This is a genomic window from Aquirufa sp. OSTEICH-129A, from assembly GCF_054558355.1.
In genome coordinates, this window is the sequence record NZ_JBPXKC010000002.1 from 551,566 (window position 1) to 574,155 (window position 22,590).

The window sequence follows — 22,590 nt, forward strand, 5'->3', positions numbered from 1 at the left end:
TAAATTTTAATATGTCGAGCCTACTTAAAAAGATACAGGAACTAGCTGAGCAACAGGCCAGTGCTAATATAGCTGCACGCCGTCACTTACACGCCAACCCTGAACTTTCCTTCCATGAATTTGAAACACAAAGTTATGTGGAAAAACAATTGCATGAATTAGGTATCCCGACACAGCGTATAGCCAATACTGGAGTTATTGCCATCATTGAAGGCAAAAACCCAAGTAAAAAAGTGGTGGCATTACGGGCCGACATGGATGCACTACCCATTCAAGAGACAAATGATGTTCCTTATAAATCCCAAAATCCAGGTGTCATGCATGCCTGTGGGCATGATGTACATACGTCTTCATTATTGGGAAGTGCCCGTATTTTGCAATCTGTTAAAGATGAATTTGAAGGAACCATTAAATTGCTTTTTCAACCTGCCGAGGAAAAAGCTCCCGGAGGTGCCAGCATCATGATTCAAGAAGGAGCACTAAGTAATCCGACTCCTTCAGGTATTTTAGGTCAACACGTAGCCACCAATATTCCAGTAGGTAAGGTTGGATTTAGAGAAGGAATGTACATGGCTAGTGCAGATGAATTGTATTTAACTGTCAAAGGTAAAGGTGGGCATGGAGCTATGCCCGACCAATGTATTGACCCCATCGTGATTGCCTCCCATATTATTATTGCCATGCAGCAAATCATTTCCAGAAATAAAAACCCAAGACTCCCTTCGGTGCTAAGTTTTGGAAAATTCATTGCTGAGGGTGCGACGAATGTTATACCGAATGAAGTAAAAATTGAAGGTACATTCCGTGCCATGGACGAAGAATGGAGAGCAGATGGTTTGGCTAAAATGAAAAAATTGGCAGAAGGCATCGCTGAATCCATGGGAGGTTCTTGTGAGTTTTTTGTATTGAAAGGATACCCATTTCTAAAAAATAATCCAGAATTGACTCGTCGAATGAAAGAAGCTGCCATAGAATATATGGGAGCAGAAAATGTCATTGATTTAGATATTTGGATGGCGGCAGAAGATTTTGCCTTTTATACGCATCATGTTGATGCCTGTTTTTATCGATTAGGAACCAGAAATGATGAAAAAGGAATTATAAATGGAGTACATACCCCAAATTTTAACATTGATGAAAAAGCCCTGAATGTAGGTCCAGGACTAATGGCATGGTTGGCCATACAAGAATTAAACTTGGCTTAATTTTCGATCGGAAATGACATGGGATCCGGGTATTGAAATGAATAATTCAATGCCTGGATTATTTTTTGGGAGCTAATCCATTTCATGGGTTCGCTACTTTCTATATAATCTAATGGCATATTCAACTTCCGTCTTTGACACTCTTCCTTGACCAAATCAGCTTTTACTGGATGCAAAGGTGCCACCACATTACATGTATCGGCTAATGAAACCTGAATACATCCATGAATTATTTGTAGAACATCGCTGCGGTGAACATAATTAACCAAGTGATTGGCTGCTGGCACTTGCTTACCCGCGTAATATTTGGCTACATACCGCTCTCCTCCCATTAAACCACCCAAGCGTAGAATTAGTACTGGACTTTTTATTTGGTTGATTAACTGCTCCGCCTGATTCATCAAATTAAATTCTACGGGTGATTCTTCATCGACAGCTTTATTCTCCGATTTATAAATGGATGTGGAAGAAAGAAAAATCACTTGCTGGTATTTTCTTTGATTGACCAAACGAACAAAATCAGTTAAAACATCTAAATAAAATGTATCCCCATGCTGCTTTCTACGTGGAGGAATGGTCCAAATTAAAATTTTAGCCTGTAATATTGGCTCCCAAGCCTGTTGAGAAAGATTGACATCCGCTCTCCATGCCTCAACATGAATAGCTTTATTCTGAATTGATTGAGTTTGAGAGGATTGACTAATTTGCACTAAATAGCCCTTTTGAGCCAAATTTTCAGCCAAAGGAACTCCCACCCAGCCACCACCTAAAATAGAAATATCAAACATATGTGTACATGCGGGAACAAAATATCCCTATTTGCCGTTAAGTCAGCAATTTAAGGAGGATTATCCTGGCTTAAACACCGCTTGTCCAGAATATTTTTGATAATTCCTTGAATTACCTCTATTTGCTATCCTAAATTTAGACATGAATAAATTATTATTTATACCCTTGATGAGTTTGTTGATACTTGCCATTGACTATTATGTCTGGCAAGCATTCAAAACAGGCTTTCAACAGCAAAGTCAATCCACCCAACAAACCATTCGTTGGGTATATTGGTCCATTTCAACCTTAGTCATTCTAGGAATCGTTGGATACAATTTTCTTCCCTTAAGCTATTGGAATAAAACGGTTCGTACTTTTTTTATGGCTAGTGTCATGATAACGGTGGTATCAAAGTTATTCGTAGTTATATTTCTATTTATTGAAGATATTACCCGCATCATTCGCTGGGCCTTTGCCAATAAAAACTTAGATATCATTCCGGGCGAACCTGCACCAGGTCAAATCAGTCGAAGTGAATTTTTATCTAAAACAGCATTGGTGGTAGGGGCCGTACCAGCAGCCACCTTCACCTTTGGCATACTTTCGGGTGCACATGACTACCGAGTTGAAAATATTAGTTTAAAAATCCCAAACCTCCCCAAGTCATTTGATGGCCTGCGCATTGCCCAACTTTCCGACATTCACTCAGGAAGTTTTTACAATAAAAGAGCGGTGCAGGGAGGGGTAGAGATGGTCATGCGGGAGAAGGCCGACTTGCTTTTTTTTACAGGTGATTTAGTGAATAATGAAGCAACAGAAGTGGAAGACTATTTTCAGATGTTTTCCAAATTGAGTGCCCCATTAGGGGTTTATAGTACTTTAGGTAACCACGATTATGGTGATTATGTACGCTGGAAAACTCCTCAAGCTAAAAAGCAAAATCTACAAGATTTAATGAAAGCGCATGAATTGATGGGTTGGAATCTATTGATGGATGAAAATAAAATCATCGAAGAGTCCGGCGAAAAGTTGGCATTGATTGGTGTTCAAAATATTGGAGTTGGTCGTTTTCCTTGGTATGGAAATTTAGCAAAAGCTCACCAAGGGACAGAGGAGGCAAGTACAAAATTATTATTGTCTCATGACCCGACGCATTGGAATGCGGAAGTAACTGAAAAATATCAGGACATTGATGTGGCTTTTGCTGGCCATACCCATGGAACGCAATTTGGAGTAAAGGTGGGTGATTTTAAATGGTCTCCAGCTCAATATGTATACAAACAATGGGCAGGCTTATACCAGGAAGGAAAACAACAATTATATGTGAATCGCGGATTTGGGTATATAGGATATCCTGGACGCGTAGGAATGCCTCCCGAGATTTCTGTATTCACCTTAACTAGGGCATAATAGAAATAGAATGCTCCATCACAGGGACCTTTCTTAAATGAACCAAAGAGTTGAAAAGGAATACACGTGGAAAATTAGCCAATAGCTTCATTTTAGCTGAAAAACTGATTTTTATCTCCTTAACTTCCCCAAACAATTAAAAAACACTTGGCATTTAAACAAAAATGACCTAATTTTGTGTCCCCAAAACGATGGTTTCGTGGCCGAGTGGCTAGGCAGAGGTCTGCAAAACCTTCTACAGCGGTTCGAATCCGCTCGAAACCTCCCAAAAACCTCCCAGTTTGGGAGGTTTTTTTATGCCTAATGGGTTTTATGCAATTAATTGTCAAAATATTCAAATTTCAACTTTGCCTTATTTTGAAAAATTCTAAATAGCAGGCTAAAGCTTAAAAATTACTGAAATTGAATGGCAAATAAATTGTTTCCTAAAAATTCGAATTGTAGTTTTGCGGACTGAATAAATAGGAGATTTTCAAACATGATTCGCAAAAATTTTACGCTCGTTAAGTTCCTTTTCTCATTTCTGTTTTTGTCTGCATCCACATATGCGACTTTAGCGCAAGACGCTGCAGAAGGTGAAACATTGTTTAAAAACAACTGTGCTGCTTGCCATAGCAGTGGAGATGATGTACTAGTTGGTCCAGGTTTAAAAGGCATTGGAGAACGCAGACCGATCGAATGGATCGTGAAATGGGTACATAATCCACAAGCTGTTATTGCTTCTGGAGACAAATATGCCAATGATCTTTACAACAAGTTCAACAAGGCAGCGATGACTCCTTACCCTAACTTTACAGAAGGTCAAATTAAGAGCATCGTAGCCTATATTGATGCTTCTAATGCAGCTCCTGCTGCTCCTGCTGCCGGTGCTGCCCCTGCGGGTGCTGCTGCGCCAGCTGCTGCTGCTAGTTCAGGTGGTATGATGGAAGTATTATTAGTTGGCTTATTAGTAATCATGGTTTTCGTTTTGATTGCTTTACTTTCAATCGTAAGCACGCTAAGTAAATTAGCTGGTGGAGAGGCTGACGCTGAAGCTCCATTGATGAAAAGAATTGCTGAGAATGCTAAGAAATTAGCCGCGAACTCAGCAGTAAAAACTGGAATCATCATTTTTGCCTTATTATTAGGTGGTAAGGCTACCATCGATGCCGCTTATGGAGTGGGTATTCACCAAGGATATGCGCCAGAGCAACCGATTAAATTCTCTCACAAATTGCATGCTGGACAATATCAGATCAACTGTAACTATTGCCATACAGGTGTATACGAAGGTAAAGGCGCTAACGTCCCTTCTGCAAACATTTGTATGAACTGCCATAATGCCATTAAAAGAGAGTCCCCTGAAATTCAAAAAATCTATCAAGCACTTGAGAAAGACGAGCCAATTCAATGGGTTCGTGTACACAACCTTCCAGACTTAGCATATTTCAATCACTCACAACATACCAATGTGGGTAATTTGGAGTGTAAAAACTGTCACGGAGAAATTGAGAAAATGGAAGTAGTAGAGCAACGTTCTACTTTAACCATGGGATGGTGTATTGATTGTCACCGCAATACTGACGTAAATGCAAAAGGCAATGCCTATTACGACAAGTTGGTTGAGGTTCACAATAAGGATAGCAAGACACCCCTTAAAGTTCAAAACATTGGCGGTTTAGAATGTTCTAAGTGCCACTATTAATAGTATACGCGTCATAATAGATTCAATTTTAGTCTGAATAAGAAAGATTATATGGAAAATTCGAACAAGAGGTATTGGAAAGGGATTGAGGAGTTAACCAATGAACCATCGTTTGTAAAAAATATCCACAACGAGTTTGGCAATATGCCATCGGAGAACGATTCTAAAGGGGAAGCCCTGGTGGATGGTTCAGGAACTCATCGTCGTGATTTTCTTAAAATGTTGGGATTCGGTGTAGCAGCAGTTTCATTAGCTGCTTGCGAGGCTCCAGTAAAGAAAACCATTCCTTACTTGAACAAACCAGTAGATGTAGAACCTACCATTGCTAACTGGTATGCTTCTACGTATACAGATGGAGGTGAATACGCTTCCATTCTAGTAAAAACTAGAGAAGGTCGTCCTATCAAAATTGAAGGAAATAAACTTTCTGCTGTTTCGAAAGGTGTTCTTTCTGGTAGAGCTCACGCTTCCGTATTGAGTCTTTATGACAACGAGAAATTAAAGGGTCCACAAATTGGTGCTAAAGCTGCTGATTGGGCTCAATTAGATAAAGAATTCACAGCTAAATTAGCTGCCGTTGCTTCTAAAGGAGGTCAAATTAGAATCGTTTCTAATACCATCCTTTCTCCAACTACTAAAAAGGTGATTGCAGAATTCACAGCTAAATATCCAACTACACAACATGTTGTTTATGATGCTAACCCAGCTTACGGCTTAACACAGGCACATGGTGGAATTCTTCCAAGTATTGATTTCAGTAAAGCTAAAACCATAGTTTCGGTTGGAGCTGATTTCTTAGGTACTTGGGTGGCTCCTACGGAGTTCGCAGCACAATGGGCAGAAACCCGTCGTGTAGGTTCTGCAAAAGATGGCAAAAAAGAGATGTCTCGTCATTATCAGTTTGAGACCATCTTATCCAATACTGGAGCAAATGCCGACTACCGTTCGGCTTACAAACCATCGCAAGAGGGTTTGGTCGTAATTAGCTTATACAATGCTGTTGCCAAATTAACTGGTGCCGCAGCATTAGCAGGAGCTTCCATTAAAATTGATCACCTAGATAAGGCTGCTAAAGATTTAGTTGCTTCTAAAGGTGCTTCAATCGTTGTGGCTGGTTCAAATGATCCTGAAGTACAAAAAGTAGTTGTAGCCATCAATGCCTTAGTAGGTGCTTATGGTACTACTATCAATACAGGTGTAGCTGTTAATTACCGCCAAGGTAATGATATGGCAATGGCTAATTTCATTAAAGAAGCAGGTGCAGGTAAAATTGCTGCTGTCATTTTCTACAATGCCAACCCAGTTTACAACCACCCAATGGGTGCCGCTTTGGCTACTGCACTACCAAAAGTAGAGGTTAGTTTAGCTACCAATGAACGTGCTGATGAAACTGCTTCATTATGCCAATTCATTGCACCTGATTCGCATTACTTAGAGTCTTGGAATGATGCAGAACCAAAAGCAGGTTTCTATTCCTTAACTCAACCAACCATTTCGACTATCTTCAAAACTCGTCAAGCTCAATCAAGTTTCTTAACTTGGGCAGGTTTGAATGGGGATTATGCTTCTTATTTAGAGCGTAACTGGGAATCAACTATTTTAAAAGCTGGTGCTGTACAATGGAAAAATGCTTTGCATGATGGAGTTTTCCAACCAAATGCAGTGAGTATTTCTAGTGCGGTACCTTCTGTAGATGTTAACGCCGCTGCAGCAGCTATTTCAAAAGCTTATACCGCTAATTCTACTGGATTAGAAATTTCAGTATATGAAAAAGTTGGTTTAGGTACAGGATCTCAAGCCAATAACCCTTGGTTACAAGAATTCCCTGAGCCAGTATCTAAAGCATGTTGGGATAATTACGCATCTATTTCGCAACCTACCGCCACTAAATTGAACTTGAAACAAGGCGATGTAGTGAAAGTAGCTGCTAAAGGATATGAAGTTAGTTTACCTGTGTTAGTTCAACCAGGTCAAGCACAAGATACCATTGCTATAGCTATTGGTTATGGTAGAACAAAAGCTGGAAAATCAGCAGATGGTGTGGGTGTAAATGCCTATCCATTTATTTCAGAGATCAATGGTGCTTGCGTAGGTACCTGTACTCAAGGCGTATCGCTAAGCCCAACGGGAGAAACTAAAGACATTGCTCAGACTCAAACTCACCACACGGTGATGGCCCGTCAGGCAGTGATTCAAGAGACTGTTTTAGGAGAATTTGTTAAGAATCCTCAATCAGGACGTTTCAATCCGACTGTTGCTACATCAGAAGGCAAGAAAAATGCTACTGATTTAACACTTTGGAATGGTCACCAATACAATAACCATGCTTGGGGTATGGTGATTGACTTAAATACTTGTACAGGTTGTTCGGCTTGCGTGGTTTCATGTTCGGCAGAAAATAACGTACCGGTAGTAGGTCGTCAAGAGGTTATCAACCGTCGTGAAATGCACTGGATGCGCATTGACCGTTATTATTCTTCTGATGCAGAGGTGGAAGATTTAAAAGGCTTAGAGGTAGCATCAGATAATCCAGAGGTTGTATTCCAACCTATGCTTTGCCAACACTGTAACAATGCTCCTTGTGAGACTGTTTGTCCAGTATTGGCTACGACTCACTCAACAGAGGGTCTAAATCAAATGACATATAACCGTTGTATCGGTACTCGTTACTGTGCTAACAACTGTCCATATAAAGTTCGTCGTTTCAACTGGTTCCGTTATTTCCAAACTGATGATTTTGATTTCCATTTCAATAATGATTTGGGACGTATGGTAATCAATCCTGACGTGACAGTTCGTTCACGTGGAGTAATGGAAAAATGCTCTATGTGTGTTCAACGTATCCAAGAAGGTAAGTTGACAGCGAAGAAAGAAAAAAGAAGACCAATCGATGGAGAGATCCAGGTTGCTTGTGCTCAATCTTGTCCAACCAATGCAATTACCTTTGGTGACATGAACGATCCTGCTTCTGAAATTTCTAAATTATTAGCTATTGAGAAAGAAGGAAGAGCTTACGGAGTTATCGAAGAGATTAACGTGAAGCCAAACATCTCTTACTTAATGAAGGTTCGTAACAAGGACGTTAAAAAAGAAGCATAATTAATCAATCGTATTAAAAAGTAAATAAAAATATGTCGCACGTTGTATCACCCATAAGAGAGAAACTAGTTACTGGTGGCAAATCTTATTCCGATGTTACCCACGATATTTGCAAGCAGGTAGAAGGGGAACCCACCAAAGAATGGAAATGGGCCTTCGGTATATCCTCCCTTGTATTTATCTATGGAGCTTACTGCCTATTCTATACCTGGTGGCAAGGTATTGGTGTTTGGGGTCTAAATAAAACAGTAGGTTGGGCATGGGATATTACCAACTTCGTATGGTGGGTGGGTATTGGTCACGCCGGTACGTTGATTTCTGCCGTATTGTTATTATTCCGTCAAAAATGGAGAACCTCCATTAACCGATCAGCGGAAGCGATGACCATTTTTGCCGTACTTTGTGCTGCCTCATTCATCTTAGCTCACATGGGTCGCCCATGGTTAGCTCATTGGGCATTACCACTTCCCAATGCTTTCGGATCACTTTGGGTTAACTTTAACTCTCCTTTGGTTTGGGACGTATTCGCGATTTCTACATATTTATCTGTTTCCTTATTATTCTGGTACATGGGTTTAGTACCTGACTTAGCATCGATTCGTGACCGTGCAACTACAAAAGGACGTAAGTTTTGGTATGGTTTATTCAGCTTAGGCTGGACAGGCTCATCTAAGACTTGGGCTCGTTATGAGTACATGTCATTAATTTTGGCTGGTATCTCCACTCCTTTGGTACTTTCAGTTCACACCATTGTATCCATGGACTTTGCTACCTCGGTAATCCCGGGATGGCATACGACCATCTTCCCTCCATATTTCGTGGCTGGAGCGATTTTCTCTGGATTTGCCATGGTACAAACTTTATTGTTAATCACTCGTGTAGTTTTCAAATTAGAAGATTATATCACAATAGAGCATATTGAAATGATGAACATCGTTATCACGGTAACGGGTTCTGTGGTTGGTATTGCCTACTTAACTGAGTTTTTCATAGCTTGGTACTCTGGGGTAGAATATGAAAGTTATGCTTTCATTAACCGTGCAACAGGTCCATACTGGTGGGCATATTGGATGATGATGACATGTAACGTTATCTCTCCGCAATTATTCTGGTCAAAAGCCATCCGTACCAACTTAATGGTGAGCTTCTTCTTATCTATCGTTGTAAACGTAGGTATGTGGTTCGAGCGTTTTGTAATTATCGTAACATCCTTGCACAGAGATTACTTGCCTTCATCATGGGCTATGTTCTCTCCTACCATGTATGATATTGGAGATTACATTTTCTCTTTCGGTTTATTCTTTACACTATTCTTCTTATTTGCTAAATATTTACCAGTTGTAAATATGGCTGAGGTAAAATCAGTAATGAAAGGTGTGTCTAGCAATTTTCCAGAAAAGAAAAAAGCAACGAAAAAAACCGAAGAATAAATTATTAGCAATTCGAAATTAAAACGATATGAGTTCGACAACTAACTACATTTTAGGTGTATACGATGATGAAGATGAGGTATTGCACGCAGTTAGCGAGGTAAAATCCAAAGGCATCAAAATTGAAGACGTATTCACTCCATTTCCTATTCACGGACTGGATCGTGCTGTTGGGCATGAGCGTACACGCCTTCCTATTGCAGCCTTCTTATTTGGCGTACTAGGATTAACATGTGCCCTTTCATTGATCAGCTATACAATGGTTTTTGATTGGCCTATGATCATTGGAGGTAAAGACTTTTTTGCCTTACCAAACTGGATTCCAGTAAGCTTTGAAGGTACGGTATTGTTTACCGCATTTGGATTGGTAACAACCTTTTGTATTTCCAATAACCTTTATCCTGGTAACCAACCTGACCTACTTGATCTTAGAATCACGGACGATAAATTTGTTATGGCAATCAATGTTGACAAAAACAAAAAAGTAAGTGCCGACGATATCAAGAAAGCCTTGAAAGATTCAGGTGCGATTGAAGTAAATGTTAAATAATTAACCAAGAACAATTGTTCACGAAGAAGCATAACAAAATGTTGAATCCAAGATACCAATTCGTTTTATTTGCTGGTTTAGCCTTAGGCTTATTGTCCTCTTGTAGTGACGACCACAATGATACAGGAACAGAATTTGCTCCAAACATGTACCATTCCGTTGCTTATGAGCCAATGACTCAAACAGATGGCGATACCAATACAATCAATCCATACGGCATGAATATGCGTCAACCTGTTGCAGGTACGATTGCAAGAAGCAAATTCACCGGAAATGATTCCTTACAAAAAGAATTATTACATCAAGATTTGATTTCAAGAACTATTCCAAACGATAGCATTACCTATTCAGCTGCAGCTTTGAAAAATCCTTTAGCTGCAACACCTGAAAATATTGAGGCAGGTAAATTACAATACGAAAGATATTGCCAGCACTGCCACGGTGAAACAGGTAAAGGAGATGGTTTGGTTGCTAAAATGTACAAAGGAGTACCAGTATACTCAAGCGACGCATTAAAAACCTTGAACGATGGTCATATCTACCACGTGATTACACATGGTAAAGGAAGAATGTGGCCTCATGGCTCACAAATCACCTCAGCCAATCGTTGGAAAATTGTACTTTATGTACATGAATTACAAAAACAATAGTTCAATTATTAAAAATTAAAATACCAGATAAAATGGCGGGACACTCACATTTTTCCCCAGCAAACGTTGAAGAGCATTTTGAATTCACTTCTGAAGGCAAAAAAAGAGTTATTTATGCTTTCATTGCCGGAGTAGTAGCTTTAGTGCTTGGAATATATCTTTTATCCAAAGGTGAGGCTGGTGGCCACGAAGTTGCCAATGCAGGTCATGATGCTGTAAAAGCAGGACATGAAGCTGCCTCAGAACACCTTTCAGGCGGAGCGGTTTCCCACCAACCTGCTGCAGAAGAACATTATGATTGGACCAACCGTATTTGGGCCAACGTATGGTTAAATGCCGTTTTCTTTACTGGTATAGCCGTTATTGGTATGTTCTTCGTTTCATTGCAATACCTAACCAAATCAGGTTGGTCTTCAGTGATGAAACGTGTGCCAGAAGCATTCCCTAAATTTTTATACATCACCCTACCTATTTTATTGGCCGTATTCTTCTTTAAAGGAGACGCTATTTTCCACTGGATGCACCATGGTGTAACAGAAGTAGGAAGTGAAAATTATGATAAAATCATTGCAGGAAAGGCAGGTTACTTGAACAAGACTTTCTTCATCGTTCGTCTAGTTGGATTTTTTGCACTATGGATTGGTTTATGGACAGTACTACGTAAAAAATCTTTAGAAGAAGATTTAATTGGTGGCACAGATCTATTCACCCAATTAGTGCGCATATCTACTGCATTCATAGTAGTATTTGGAGCCTCTAGTTCAATGTTTGCTTGGGATTGGGTAATGTCCATCGATACTCACTGGTTCTCTACCATGTTTGGTTGGTATATGTTCTCATCTTGGCACGTTACAGGATTGGCAGTAATTACTTTAACCATCCTTTTATTAAAAGATAAAGGCTATATGGCTTATGTTAACGAGAATCACTTACATGATTTAGGAAAGTTAATGTTCGCATTTTCTATCTTCTGGACATATGTTTGGTTTGAGCAATTCTTATTGATTTACTATGCCAATATGCCTGAAGAGATCATTTATTTCTTAGAGCGTTGGGAAGGACACAACAAAATTTATAAAACTTCAGAAATTTTGATGGTTTTCTTAAACTTCTTCTTCCCTTTCCTAGTTCTTATGACACGTGACGCAAAAAGAACTCGTATATTCTTAAAAATTGCGGCATTCTTTATCATTGTTGGACATTATATTGATTTCTATCAAATGATTATGCCGGGTGTTTTAGGGGGCCATGCAGGATACGGTTTAGTCGAGTTTGGAATGGTTACTATTTTTGCTTCTGCTTTTATTTACATCATCACTGATGAATTAACAAAAGCTTCATTAATAGCTAAAAACCACCCATTCTTACCAGAAGCAGTTCACCACGATATTTAATATTTTAAGTAAGATCCTAACAAATAAAACATATGAATTACCTAGTTGGTCTTTTATCCGTTGTATTCTTCATCTTAGCGATTACTGTAATCAGCAAAAGTTTGAAGCTAAACAAAAATCTTAGTGGTGAAAATGAGTCAGATTCTGCTCTAGATTCACATAATAATACCAATGCTGTTGGATTCTTATTATTCTGGCTGTTTGGAACTATTGCTGGGGTATGGTCTTTCTTGCATTCACAACCTGATTTCCTTCCAGAAGCAGCTTCTGCTCACGGAGTAAAAACAGACTCCATGTTTTGGATTTCAATGGCAGTAGTAACATTTGCCTTTTTCATAACGAACTCGTTATTGTTCTTTTTTGCGTTCCAGTATCGCAACAATAAAAACAGAAAAGCTACCTTCTATCCAGTTAATCACAAGCTTGAAATCATCTGGACAATCATTCCAGCGATTGTAATGGCCATCTTGGTTTTCACAGGTTGGAGAACTTGGAGAGATATTACTTCTCAAGCGCCAAGCAATGCGGTTGTTATCGAATTAACGGGACATCAATTTGGCTGGTATGTTAGATATGCTGGTAATGATGATAGTCAATTAGGAAACATTAACTATAAATTAATTGACGAAACCAACAGTTTAGGTTTAGATTTTACAGATAAAAATACGTTTGACGATTTTACAGCAAGTGAATTACACCTTCCAAAAGGCGTACCTGTATTGTTAAAAATCAGAGCTCAAGATGTATTACACTCGGTATATCTTCCTTTCCACCGTGTAAAAATGGATGCTGTTCCTGGTATGCCAACGAAGTTCTGGTTTACTCCAACTATTTCTACGGATGAGATGCGTGCTAAATTAGGTAAGAGTGATTTCAACTTTAAATTAAACTGTACAGAAATTTGTGGTCGTGGTCACTTTGGAATGGCTATTACTGTATTCGTAGATGAGCCAGAAGATTATAAAAAATGGGTATCAGAACAAAAACCATTCTTAACCATGAATCCTGCGTACTTATCTAAGGTACCAGAGAATTTAAAAGCGAAGGCAAGTAAATATATTCCAGCAGAACCGATTGCCACGGATAGTACTGCTAGTGAAGCTGTAAGTGTCAAATAATTAGAAAGCAATTAGAAAAAATAATACCTATGTCAACAGCCGTATCAACTACTGAAGAAGTTATCGCTCATGGACACGATCATGGTCATGATCACGAGCATGAACATCATGAACTTGGTTTTATCCGTAAGTACATCTTTTCAGAAGATCATAAGACGATTGCAAAACAATATTTAATTTCTGGTATCCTATGGGCTTTCATCGGGGGAGCATTATCCATCATCTTCCGCTTGCAATTAGGTTTCCCAGATATGAGTTTAGAGTGGTTAAGACCTGTATTAGGTGAGTGGATTGACGAGTCTGGTAAATTAGACAAAGAATTTTATTTAGCCTTAGTAACCATGCACGGTACCATCATGGTATTCTTTGTATTGACTGCTGGTCTTTCAGGAACTTTCTCTAACTTCTTGATTCCTTTACAAATTGGAGCCCGTGATATGGCATCTGGATTTATCAATATGTTATCATATTGGTTCTTTTTCTTGTCATCCGTAATCATGTTCTCTTCTTTGTTCATTGAAACAGGTCCAGCATCGGGTGGATGGGTAATTTATCCACCATTAAGTGCCTTACCTCAAGCCATGCCTGGTTCAGGATTAGGTATGACGCTATGGCTTACTAGTATGGCTCTCTTCATTGTATCTCAATTGATGGGTGGTATTAACTACATCTGTACTATTATTAACTTGAGAACTCGTGGTATGACATTTACTAAAATGCCATTAACCATTTGGTCATTCTTCTTTACAGCGGTGTTAGGTTTATTATCTTTCCCTGTATTATTATCTGCTGCATTATTGTTGATTTTTGACCGTAGCTTTGGAACTTCATTCTACTTATCAGAAATCTATATTCAAGGTCAAGCGCTTCCAAATATGGGAGGTAGCCCAATCTTGTACCAACACTTATTCTGGTTCCTAGGTCACCCTGAGGTATACATCGTATTATTACCTGCATTAGGTATGACTTCAGAAGTTATCGCAACCAATGCTCGTAAGCCTATTTTCGGTTACCGTGCTATGATTGGTTCAATGATGGGTATTACTGTACTAGCCTTCATTGTGTGGGCTCACCATATGTTCGTTACTGGTATGAATCCATTCTTAGGATCGGTATTTATGTTCTTAACCTTAATTATTGCTGTACCATCGGCAGTGAAAGGATTTAACTACATTACCACCCTATGGAAAGGTAATATCGTATTTACACCAGCCATGTTATTCTCTATTGGTCTTGTATCCTTGTTTATTTCAGGTGGTGTAACAGGAATCATTTTAGGAAACTCTGCTTTAGATATCAACTTACACGATACGTATTTTGTCGTGGCTCACTTCCACTTGGTAATGGGTGCTGCATCATTCTTTGGCTTAATGGCTGGGGTATACCACTGGTTCCCTAAAATGTTTGGTCGCATGATGAACAAAACAGCAGGATATATTCACTTCTGGTTCACTTTTGTGGGTGTATACTCTGTATTTTTCCCAATGCACTACACAGGTATTGCTGGTTTCCCAAGACGTTACTATTCATTCACCGCTTTAGGAAATGATAGTCAAGCAGCTTTCACAGATTTAAATGCATTCATATCTTTTGCCGCTATTATTACTTTTACGGCTCAAGCTATTTTCTTTATCAACTTCTTCTATTCTATTTTTAAAGGAAAGCGTGCAACACAAAATCCTTGGAAATCAAATACCTTGGAATGGACTACGCCAATTGTACCTGGACACGGAAACTGGGAAGGAGAAATTCCTGCAGTTTATCGTTGGCCTTACGACTACAGTAAACCAGGTTCTGAGGCGGATTTCATCCCTCAAACGATCCCTCACTCTGCAACTCCAGAATCAAATCTACCTGAAGAGAATGATGAAATTGCAAAAGAAAAGGAAATTGAAAGTTTATTAGCGGCTCAGAACGAGAGTTACAACCGATAAAAACCAATAACCTAAAAGATGCATCGAAATGAATCTCATTTGGATGCATCTTTTTTTTTCTCCCTATAACCATGACATTCCATAAATTTGGCTTTGTTACTTTGCTCTGTATCTACCTACTCATATTAGCAGGAGGAATCGTTCGAAGTACGGGATCTGGCATGGGATGTCCGGATTGGCCAAAATGTTTTGGAAGATTCATTCCTCCAACCAAAGAATCGGAATTACCGCTTCATTACGAAATCACCTACAAAGAAAAATTACACGGTGAAATCTTATTCAATCCAACAAAAACTTGGATAGAATACATCAATCGCCTCATTGGTGCTTTAACAGGTTTATTTGTATTAATAACAACCATATTAGCTTATAAAACAGGAAAGAAAGAATTCATTTTATCTTTCCTAGCTTTATTACTCGTTTTGGGCAACGCTGTTTTGGGGAAATATGTGGTTGATTCATTTCTATTACCTGGTGTAGTGACCTTACACATGTTATTGAGCATAGGAGTACTCTTTTTGCTTTTAAAAGCCTTACAAGTAAAACAAAGCAGAATTGAAGTGAGTCCGACTATCCGTACTTGGATGCTAATCAATTTATTTATCTGTGTAATACAAATTGTATTAGGGACACAGGTTAGAGAGGAGATGGACCATGTAATTGTTCAATGGGGAGAAAATGCTAAATCGGAATGGGTTAGCCACTTAGGCATCATTTACATCATCCATAGAACATTTTCTTGGGTATTAGTAATTGGTCACTTAATACTGTGGTACAAAATAAAAAAATCAAATTTTAGTTCAATAAAAAACTATAGTACCTACTTATTAGTTTTTCTTAGTATATCCTTACTAACAGGAGTTTTAATGGCCTATGTCAGTTTACCTTTAGGTAGTCAAGCTATACATTTAACCATTTCACTCGTCATTTTAGGATTACACATGAACACTTGGATTAAAACGAGTTTAAAAGCATAAAATGTCAAGCATAAAACCATATATAGCTTTACTGAAATCCAGACTATCCATTACGGTAGCTTTCTCTGGTACATTTGGCTATTTATTGGCACCGATTGAACATACAACTTTTCATATCATACTCATTTCATTAGCAGGTTACTTACTCACAGGAGCAGCCAATATTGTAAATCAATTAAAAGAAATTGATTATGATAAATTAATGAAAAGGACCGCAAAAAGACCATTGCCTACCGAAGTCCTACGTCCACAGCAAGCCAAAATTTATGGCATAATTATATTAATCATTTCCTTGGGATTGCTAGGGTATTTATCCTGGAAAGCCGCTGTTATAGGTTTCATATCGTATATTTTATATGGATTTGTATACACTCCTTTAAAGCGAGTTGGGCCTATTTCAGTATTTGTTGGAGCTATTCCTGGAGCCTTTCCTCCGATGATAGGATGGCTTGCAGCCACCAATGAATTTGGTTGGGAACCTGGTATATTATTTGCCATACAATTTTTCTGGCAATTCCCACACTTCTGGGCTATCGCCTGGGTGGCAGATGCAGATTATAAAAAAGCCGGATTCAAAATGCTACCTAATGATGGAAAGAAAGACATGAAAACGGCTTTCACCATCATGATTTATACGATCTTTTTAGTACCTCTGGGCCTTGTGCCTTATTTATTGCACATGACAGGAATTCAATCGGCGATTATTGCGGTAATAGCTGGTTCCTTATTCCTTTGCCAAACTTTTTATTTAATGATGCGTCCTACCGATAAAGCCGCAAAATGGATGATGTTTGGATCTTTTTTCTATTTACTCATAGTACAAATTGCCTTTTTATTTGATAAAATTTAATATCATGAACGCAGAAACCAATTCTATAGAAGTAAAAGCAACACGTTCGGTGAACCCAAAAATATTCACGATGTGGTTGTTTATTGTATCTATTATCATGCTCTTTGCGGCCTTCACGAGTGCTTACCTAGTGCGTAAAGCAGAGGGTAACTGGGTCGAGTTTCAGCTGCCTAATTTATTTTGGATAAGCACAGTCGTATTACTCCTAAGTAGTGCTTCTATGCATTTTGCATTATTGGCAGCAAAAAAAGACCAATTTAATGCGTTAAGAATAAGTATTTCTATTACTTTTGTGCTCGGATTATTGTTTTTAGTATTACAATATTTCGGATGGATACAATTGGTCGAAATGAACGTTTATTTCGTGGGTAATCCATCAGGGTCCTTTGTTTATGTATTATCAGGTCTTCATGGTCTACACTTAATCTCAGGATTAATTGTTTTGATAGTAGCCCTAGTAGCTGCATTCCGAATGAAAATCAATGCCAAGGCCCTAACTCAAATTAAAATTTGTTCCACCTACTGGCACTTTTTAGATGCCTTGTGGATATATTTATTTTTATTTTTAGTGTTTAACAATTAAGCTATTACCTCATGTCAGTTGCACACGCTGCCCCTTCTGTTCCTGAAAATTTAACCTGGACAGGTGGTTCTGAACCTCTTAAAGCTAGTTATGGAAAACTAATGATGTGGTTTTTCCTACTTTCTGACACCTTTACATTCTCGGCACTTTTGGTGACTTATGGAATGATTCGTTTCAGTCAGCCAGCTTGGGAAGGAAGTCCAAGTGATTTCTACTTTTCAACACAACACTGGCCAATCCCAGAAAAAGTGTTTGAAGCAGTACCATTTTTACATGGCATTGCATTACCCTTGGTATTCGTAGGAATCATGACCTTCATTTTGATTGCATCTTCCGTTACTATGGTATTAGCTGTTGAAGCTGGTCATCGTGGAGATCGTAAAGATGTAGAAAAGTGGATGCTTTGGACTATTGTAGGAGGTTTCACCTTCTTAGGTTCTCAAGCTTGGGAGTGGAGTCACTTCATTCATGGCCCAGAGGATTTATCTTTAGCAGCAAAACAACTGGTAGATGGAGTAATGACACCTATAGAAGGAGCTAATCTAGTTCGTAACCCATATGGCCCTCCTGCCTTTGCTGACTTATTCTTTTTCATTACAGGTTTCCACGGAACACACGTATTTTCAGGAGTAATCCTTAACATATTAATTTTCTTTAATGCCGCTACAGGAGTTTATGAGCGTAGAGGTCATTATGAAATGGTTGAAAAAGTAGGTTTATACTGGCACTTTGTAGACCTTGTTTGGGTATTCGTATTTACCTTCTTTTATCTTGTTTAATATTTAATTCACCAATCATATGGCTTCGCACGTTACTGCACACGAAACCTCAGAAAAAGAAATTCCAGCTCCACAAACTGCTGCGATTTGGAAAACTTTTTGGATTCTTTTAATTCTAACAGCAATCGAGTTCGTTATTGCCTTTACATTACCGGCTAATACATTACGTGTAGCCATTTTCTCTGGCATGACCATCGTTAAAGCTTTTTATATAGTAGGTGAGTTTATGCACTTAAAGCATGAAGTTAAAACCCTTATCTGGGCTGTTTTAGTACCTACTATTTTCGTTGTATGGTTACTAATCGCATTGATCTACGAAGGTGGTCATTTGTATTAGTAGATCTTAAACTCTTATTGGCGCATGACTAAAAAGACAGGCATTTTATTAACCATTTTAATAGTGCCTGTCTTAATATATTTAGGCCTGCACGAATTTGGCAATAATCATTTTCAATTACCTAGGTACATTCCAGAAATTGACTCCACCACTGGAGAAGTCAAAATGGAAAAAAGGGTCAATCCTCGTTGGAATGAATCTGACATGGATACTGTATTTTTCCGTATTCCCCCATTTCAGTTAGTAGATCAAAAAGGAGCTCCATTTTCATCTAAAGTTTTGGACAATCAAATTTACGTCGCGAGCTTTTTCTTCACTCGTTGTTCAACTATTTGTCCAAAAATCACCTCACAGGTTAGTAGACTTCAAGATACATTTAGTCAAGATTCTGATATTAAATTATTATCCATTTCGGTGGACCCGAAATATGATACACCAGAAAAATTGGCTGCCTATGCCAAACGATTTGATGCCAAAGCCGGTAAATGGTATTTTTTGACAGGAGATAAGAAAACGATTTATCCCTTAGCACTTAAAGGATTTCATGTACCCCTTGCAGATGCATCTGAATATGACCAGGCAATTAAAAATCCAGATGAAACATTTATCCACTCTGAAAGGTTAATATTAATAGATAAAGAAAAACACATCAGAGGTTTCTACAATGGTACTGATAAAAAAGACGTAGATCGCTTGATGATGGAAATTAAAGTATTAAAAAGTATTTACGAAAGTGAAAAATAATATGGCAGCATATAAGATTGAAAATACACCGAAAAATAACCAAATAGTTAACATCTTATCTTTGGTTATTCCCATAGCAGTAGCTTTATTAAATGCGATTCAAACCAAACTTCCTTTAGGTACTTGGACAAAAATCCTTCCCCATATTAATGGCGTTTTAAATGCCACATGCTCCATCATATTAGTTTTAGGTTTTATTGCTATCAAAAATAAAAATATAGATTTGCACCGTAAATTGATGGGTGTGGCATTCATTCTAGGAAGCCTTTTCTTAGTCTCGTATGTTAGCTATCATATTTCCAATGAGCCTACCAAATTTGGTGGTTCAGGATGGTTAAGACCAACCTATTATATTCTATTATTTTCTCATATTTTACTTTCTATCGGTGTTGTTCGATTGGTATTGAAGGCCATATTTTATGCCTTAACAGATCAAATTGATTCCCATAAGAAATTAGTGAAATGGGCCTATCCTATTTGGTTGTATGTAAGTGTAACAGGTGTTTTGGTTTACTTATTAATTGCCCCTTATTATGTCTAAAAAGTTAATACTTGTATTCTTTTTATTTTTCTTGCTAAGTCAATTCGATGGTTTAGCTCAATGTGCCATGTGCCGTACCACTGTAGAAAGTAGCATTTCAAATGGACGAACTAATATTGCGACAGGTTTAAATACCGGAATTTTATATTTATTATCTGCTCCCTATTTATTAGTAGGTGCTATCGCTTTTTTATGGTTCCGTCAAAGTAAAAAGGAACAACAAGAAAGAATAGCAAAGTGGAGAATCAAACAAAAGGTAAGTCAAATCTTGGGTCAATAATTAATCCCAGATAGGATATTGGGTCAGCTTAATGGCCTCTCCAAAGAATATCTGCGTAGACTTTTCAAAAGAATCCGTGTAATCAGACACAAAAAATTGCCTAGAACCTGTTTCACCTGCTTGAATCGACAAATCTTGTTGATCCAGTATACGTTTAATTTCTTGAGCTACAATTTGAGAAGTATCAATGACTGGAATTCGGCCTTGATAAAATTGGTCAATTTGAGACTTGATTAAGGGGTAATGGGTACAGGCTAAGATTAAACCATCGATGTTTTTTAGCACGTCTTGTTCCAAATATTCCCTAATAATCTGCTCAGAAATGGTATTATTAAAAAAGCCCTCCTCAATCATAGGAGCTAATAATGGAGTCGCAAGTGATTGAATATGGATGTCTTTACCCAAAGCTTCAGCCTTTCGTGCATAAATTCCTGAATTGACAGTTTGCTTCGTACCAATCAGACCAAGAGTTTTACCCGCCCATTGTTGATCCAAATACTGAATAACTGGATCAATTACATTTACCACAATCGCTTTCGTGCCCACATAGGTTTTCACTAAATCATAGGCTGCGGCAGAAGCTGAATTACAAGCGATTAAAATTAATTTGCAGTTTTTTTCTAGCAATAAATTACAAATCTTAACTGAATAGGCTTGGATAGCGGTAGCCGATTTGTCTCCATAAGGTAAGTGGGCGGTATCCCCAAAATAAATAATAGGTTCTTGAGGAATAAGTTCTGTAATGGCATGAGCAAGGGTTAAGCCTCCAATTCCACTATCAAAAATCCCAATGGGTGCTGAGTTTGGCATACATGTTAAATCTGCGTAAAGAAAGGAATTTTGAAAATCTTTTCAAACCCATGCAACCATTTATGTTTAATGCACATCTTTACGTTCAAATAAGTTCTATAATCATTGAGTAAAACTTTACTACCCTTCAAGAGCGAACAAGAGTTAATCCAAGCTTGCCAAAAACAAGATCGGAGAGCTCAGCAAATTGTCTACCAAATCAATGCTGGTAAGATGATGGCCGTGTGTAAGCGCTATCTAGGTGTAGGTCCAGATGCGGAAGATGCATTAATGGAAGGTTTCATGAAGGTCTTTAGTAAAATAGACAACTTCCAGGGCCAAGGAAGTTTTGAGGGTTGGATTCGAAAAATCATGGTGAATGAATCATTGATGAAGATTCGGAAAACGGCTAATCGCTATGATCAGGACATTGATGAAACCTATGATGTGGCACATCCAGAAGATGCACTAATGCATTTAGGAGTGGAGGAAATTCAAAATTTGATTTTAGAATTACCGCCAGGCTACCGGACGATATTTAATTTATATGCCATTGAAGGCTATTCACATGTTGAGATTGGGGACATGTTACAAATATCAGAAGGTACATCCAAGTCGCAGCTCTCAAGAGCCCGACAAATTTTACAGAGTAAATTAAAGGAATTACAAGCATGAAAAAATCGACTGTTGACAATTGGGATTCCATTGAGAAAAACTGGAGAGAAAAACTAGACTCTCATGAAGAGGTAGTGCCAGGTGCTATATGGGAACAAATGAAGAAGAAGCTTGATGAAAAAAACAAAAAGGCATACCCTTTTATCATTCATCGTAGGCAATGGTCATGGGCCGCAGTTCTGTTGATTTCCTTTGGATTAACTTGGTGGCAGTTATCCAATACAGATACACCGGTAGTGGGAGAAAAAGTATCCAGTAAATTGACAAGCAAGATTCAAGTGCCAAGAAATGAGTTAGCTACAACAGGCAATTTGGAAGATAATATTCAAATAGTAACTGTCGAAAATCCAAAGCATGCTACAGCTATAAGTCCAGGTGAAATTCATTCAGCGGTTTCGAAAGAAATACCAGAGGAGTTGAAGTCTAGCCCATTCATTGAAGAAAATAAACCCAATTCAAACCCTATTATTTTAGCCGATAATAGAAGTACAGAAAAAGAAAATCCCGCTTTATTGGCGAAAGAAGAAAGTGTCGAATTACTAATTGACATTCAACCTAGCCAAGCGAACAACCAAGAAAAAGTAAATAGCTATGTTCCGGAGCCTAGCAAAAAAAGAAATTCCTTGTTTGCTCGTGTCGTGAAACAATTAAGACAGGCTATCGATGGAGAACCTGTAGATTGGCAAACGTTAAAACAGGGAGACCCCAAACTAGAAAACAGTATTCACCAAGTGGCGAATACGTATATCAAAACCGAACAAGTAGTACAAAGAACATTTCAATTTTAAGT

Annotated in this window: 22 protein-coding genes and 1 tRNA gene; 21 read left to right on the forward strand and 2 right to left on the reverse strand. The window is 38.3% G+C overall.

Annotation, left to right across the window (positions count from 1 at the left end; genetic code table 11):
* The first annotated feature begins 11 nt into the window (after nucleotides 1–11).
* Nucleotides 12–1,205 carry a M20 metallopeptidase family protein gene (locus SKC36_RS06330; protein ID WP_459454036.1) on the forward strand — a complete coding sequence of 398 codons (1,194 nt, stop codon included), beginning with the start codon at nucleotides 12–14 and terminating at the stop codon, nucleotides 1,203–1,205.
* Here SKC36_RS06330 and SKC36_RS06335 read toward each other — a convergent pair.
* Complete coding sequence (locus SKC36_RS06335; protein WP_459454035.1) at nucleotides 1,202–1,993, reverse strand: Rossmann-fold NAD(P)-binding domain-containing protein; 792 nt, start codon at nucleotides 1,991–1,993, stop codon at nucleotides 1,202–1,204. The two genes, SKC36_RS06330 and SKC36_RS06335, sit on opposite strands and share 4 nt — an antisense overlap.
* Before the next feature lie 142 nt (nucleotides 1,994–2,135).
* Here SKC36_RS06335 and SKC36_RS06340 point away from each other — a divergent pair, with 142 nt between their 5' ends.
* The 18 genes from SKC36_RS06340 (at nucleotide 2,136) to SKC36_RS06425 (ending at nucleotide 20,336) form a co-directional block, all read left to right on the forward strand.
* Nucleotides 2,136–3,386, forward strand: a complete 1,251-nt coding sequence (locus tag SKC36_RS06340) for a metallophosphoesterase (protein ID WP_459454034.1) — start codon at nucleotides 2,136–2,138, stop codon at nucleotides 3,384–3,386.
* Nucleotides 3,387–3,579: 193 nt separating this feature from the next.
* A tRNA-Cys gene (locus tag SKC36_RS06345) sits at nucleotides 3,580–3,650 on the forward strand.
* Nucleotides 3,651–3,864: 214 nt separating this feature from the next.
* On the forward strand, nucleotides 3,865–5,070 hold the full coding sequence (locus SKC36_RS06350; RefSeq protein WP_459465244.1) for a cytochrome c3 family protein: 1,206 nt from the start codon (nucleotides 3,865–3,867) through the stop codon (nucleotides 5,068–5,070).
* A 51-nt stretch (nucleotides 5,071–5,121) separates the two neighbouring features.
* Nucleotides 5,122–8,169 (forward strand): TAT-variant-translocated molybdopterin oxidoreductase, encoded by a 3,048-nt coding sequence (locus tag SKC36_RS06355; protein WP_459465246.1) that lies wholly within the window; start codon nucleotides 5,122–5,124, stop codon nucleotides 8,167–8,169.
* Nucleotides 8,170–8,201: 32 nt separating this feature from the next.
* A complete protein-coding gene (nrfD, locus tag SKC36_RS06360; protein ID WP_459454031.1) occupies nucleotides 8,202–9,599 on the forward strand; it encodes an NrfD/PsrC family molybdoenzyme membrane anchor subunit in 1,398 nt (465 codons plus the stop codon).
* A gap of 28 nt (nucleotides 9,600–9,627) precedes the next feature.
* Nucleotides 9,628–10,149, forward strand: coding sequence for a DUF3341 domain-containing protein (locus SKC36_RS06365; RefSeq protein WP_459454030.1), 522 nt, complete (start codon nucleotides 9,628–9,630; stop codon nucleotides 10,147–10,149).
* Between the two features lie 38 nt (nucleotides 10,150–10,187).
* On the forward strand, nucleotides 10,188–10,799 hold the full coding sequence (locus SKC36_RS06370) for a c-type cytochrome (protein ID WP_459454029.1): 612 nt from the start codon (nucleotides 10,188–10,190) through the stop codon (nucleotides 10,797–10,799).
* A 32-nt stretch (nucleotides 10,800–10,831) separates the two neighbouring features.
* Nucleotides 10,832–12,193 carry a quinol:cytochrome C oxidoreductase gene (locus tag SKC36_RS06375; protein ID WP_459454028.1) on the forward strand — a complete coding sequence of 454 codons (1,362 nt, stop codon included), beginning with the start codon at nucleotides 10,832–10,834 and terminating at the stop codon, nucleotides 12,191–12,193.
* A 32-nt stretch (nucleotides 12,194–12,225) separates the two neighbouring features.
* On the forward strand, nucleotides 12,226–13,311 hold the full coding sequence (locus SKC36_RS06380) for a cytochrome c oxidase subunit II (RefSeq protein ID WP_459454027.1): 1,086 nt from the start codon (nucleotides 12,226–12,228) through the stop codon (nucleotides 13,309–13,311).
* Between the two features lie 29 nt (nucleotides 13,312–13,340).
* Nucleotides 13,341–15,245: a cytochrome c oxidase subunit I gene (locus SKC36_RS06385; RefSeq protein ID WP_459454026.1), complete on the forward strand. Its 1,905-nt coding sequence runs from the start codon at nucleotides 13,341–13,343 to the stop codon at nucleotides 15,243–15,245.
* Between the two features lie 71 nt (nucleotides 15,246–15,316).
* Nucleotides 15,317–16,222 (forward strand): COX15/CtaA family protein, encoded by a 906-nt coding sequence (locus SKC36_RS06390; RefSeq protein ID WP_459465248.1) that lies wholly within the window; start codon nucleotides 15,317–15,319, stop codon nucleotides 16,220–16,222.
* 1 nt (nucleotide 16,223) lies between these two features.
* The gene (gene cyoE, locus SKC36_RS06395; protein WP_459454024.1) at nucleotides 16,224–17,072 is read left to right on the forward strand and encodes a heme o synthase; all 849 of its coding nucleotides are present in this window, start codon (nucleotides 16,224–16,226) and stop codon (nucleotides 17,070–17,072) included.
* A gap of 4 nt (nucleotides 17,073–17,076) precedes the next feature.
* Nucleotides 17,077–17,655, forward strand: a complete 579-nt coding sequence (locus tag SKC36_RS06400) for a cytochrome c oxidase subunit 3 (protein WP_459454023.1) — start codon at nucleotides 17,077–17,079, stop codon at nucleotides 17,653–17,655.
* A gap of 11 nt (nucleotides 17,656–17,666) precedes the next feature.
* Nucleotides 17,667–18,434 carry a cytochrome c oxidase subunit 3 gene (locus SKC36_RS06405; protein WP_459454022.1) on the forward strand — a complete coding sequence of 256 codons (768 nt, stop codon included), beginning with the start codon at nucleotides 17,667–17,669 and terminating at the stop codon, nucleotides 18,432–18,434.
* 19 nt (nucleotides 18,435–18,453) lie between these two features.
* Nucleotides 18,454–18,771: a cytochrome C oxidase subunit IV family protein gene (locus tag SKC36_RS06410; RefSeq protein ID WP_459454021.1), complete on the forward strand. Its 318-nt coding sequence runs from the start codon at nucleotides 18,454–18,456 to the stop codon at nucleotides 18,769–18,771.
* Nucleotides 18,772–18,795: 24 nt separating this feature from the next.
* Nucleotides 18,796–19,515: an SCO family protein gene (locus SKC36_RS06415; RefSeq protein WP_459454020.1), complete on the forward strand. Its 720-nt coding sequence runs from the start codon at nucleotides 18,796–18,798 to the stop codon at nucleotides 19,513–19,515.
* A gap of 1 nt (nucleotide 19,516) precedes the next feature.
* Nucleotides 19,517–20,056, forward strand: coding sequence for a DUF420 domain-containing protein (locus tag SKC36_RS06420; protein ID WP_459454019.1), 540 nt, complete (start codon nucleotides 19,517–19,519; stop codon nucleotides 20,054–20,056).
* Nucleotides 20,049–20,336: a hypothetical protein gene (locus SKC36_RS06425; protein ID WP_459454018.1), complete on the forward strand. Its 288-nt coding sequence runs from the start codon at nucleotides 20,049–20,051 to the stop codon at nucleotides 20,334–20,336. The genes SKC36_RS06420 and SKC36_RS06425 overlap by 8 nt, the downstream gene beginning before the upstream one ends.
* On the opposite strand, the gene murI is transcribed toward SKC36_RS06425, so the two are convergent.
* A complete protein-coding gene (gene murI / locus SKC36_RS06430; protein WP_459454017.1) occupies nucleotides 20,337–21,146 on the reverse strand; it encodes a glutamate racemase in 810 nt (269 codons plus the stop codon). It lies immediately after the preceding gene.
* A gap of 105 nt (nucleotides 21,147–21,251) precedes the next feature.
* Between murI and SKC36_RS06435 the strand changes: the two genes are divergently transcribed.
* Together SKC36_RS06435 and SKC36_RS06440 are read left to right on the forward strand one after the other, a co-directional pair.
* A complete protein-coding gene (locus tag SKC36_RS06435; RefSeq protein WP_459454016.1) occupies nucleotides 21,252–21,800 on the forward strand; it encodes an RNA polymerase sigma factor in 549 nt (182 codons plus the stop codon).
* Entirely contained in the window at nucleotides 21,797–22,588 is a 792-nt protein-coding gene (locus SKC36_RS06440) for a hypothetical protein (protein ID WP_459454015.1), read from the forward strand. Before SKC36_RS06435 ends, SKC36_RS06440 begins: the two co-directional genes overlap by 4 nt.
* Nucleotides 22,589–22,590: the final 2 nt, after the last annotated feature.

Bases quoted from the DNA above. Each gene is read 5' to 3' on its own strand.
- SKC36_RS06365 (WP_459454030.1), top strand. From the start codon at position 9,628: ATGAGTTCGACAACTAACTACATTTTAGGTGTATACGATGATGAAGAT.
- SKC36_RS06335 (WP_459454035.1), bottom strand. From the start codon at position 1,993: ATGTTTGATATTTCTATTTTAGGTGGTGGCTGGGTGGGAGTTCCTTTG.
- murI (WP_459454017.1), bottom strand. From the start codon at position 21,146: ATGCCAAACTCAGCACCCATTGGGATTTTTGATAGTGGAATTGGAGGC.
- SKC36_RS06420 (WP_459454019.1), top strand. From the start codon at position 19,517: ATGGCAGCATATAAGATTGAAAATACACCGAAAAATAACCAAATAGTT.
- SKC36_RS06400 (WP_459454023.1), top strand. From the start codon at position 17,077: ATGAACGCAGAAACCAATTCTATAGAAGTAAAAGCAACACGTTCGGTG.
- SKC36_RS06390 (WP_459465248.1), top strand. From the start codon at position 15,317: ATGACATTCCATAAATTTGGCTTTGTTACTTTGCTCTGTATCTACCTA.
- SKC36_RS06355 (WP_459465246.1), top strand. From the start codon at position 5,122: ATGGAAAATTCGAACAAGAGGTATTGGAAAGGGATTGAGGAGTTAACC.
- SKC36_RS06340 (WP_459454034.1), top strand. From the start codon at position 2,136: ATGAATAAATTATTATTTATACCCTTGATGAGTTTGTTGATACTTGCC.
- cyoE (WP_459454024.1), top strand. From the start codon at position 16,224: ATGTCAAGCATAAAACCATATATAGCTTTACTGAAATCCAGACTATCC.
- SKC36_RS06370 (WP_459454029.1), top strand. From the start codon at position 10,188: ATGTTGAATCCAAGATACCAATTCGTTTTATTTGCTGGTTTAGCCTTA.
- SKC36_RS06380 (WP_459454027.1), top strand. From the start codon at position 12,226: ATGAATTACCTAGTTGGTCTTTTATCCGTTGTATTCTTCATCTTAGCG.
- SKC36_RS06330 (WP_459454036.1), top strand. From the start codon at position 12: ATGTCGAGCCTACTTAAAAAGATACAGGAACTAGCTGAGCAACAGGCC.
- SKC36_RS06415 (WP_459454020.1), top strand. From the start codon at position 18,796: ATGACTAAAAAGACAGGCATTTTATTAACCATTTTAATAGTGCCTGTC.
- SKC36_RS06410 (WP_459454021.1), top strand. From the start codon at position 18,454: ATGGCTTCGCACGTTACTGCACACGAAACCTCAGAAAAAGAAATTCCA.
- nrfD (WP_459454031.1), top strand. From the start codon at position 8,202: ATGTCGCACGTTGTATCACCCATAAGAGAGAAACTAGTTACTGGTGGC.
- SKC36_RS06425 (WP_459454018.1), top strand. From the start codon at position 20,049: ATGTCTAAAAAGTTAATACTTGTATTCTTTTTATTTTTCTTGCTAAGT.
- SKC36_RS06405 (WP_459454022.1), top strand. From the start codon at position 17,667: ATGTCAGTTGCACACGCTGCCCCTTCTGTTCCTGAAAATTTAACCTGG.
- SKC36_RS06350 (WP_459465244.1), top strand. From the start codon at position 3,865: ATGATTCGCAAAAATTTTACGCTCGTTAAGTTCCTTTTCTCATTTCTG.
- SKC36_RS06385 (WP_459454026.1), top strand. From the start codon at position 13,341: ATGTCAACAGCCGTATCAACTACTGAAGAAGTTATCGCTCATGGACAC.
- SKC36_RS06375 (WP_459454028.1), top strand. From the start codon at position 10,832: ATGGCGGGACACTCACATTTTTCCCCAGCAAACGTTGAAGAGCATTTT.
- SKC36_RS06440 (WP_459454015.1), top strand. From the start codon at position 21,797: ATGAAAAAATCGACTGTTGACAATTGGGATTCCATTGAGAAAAACTGG.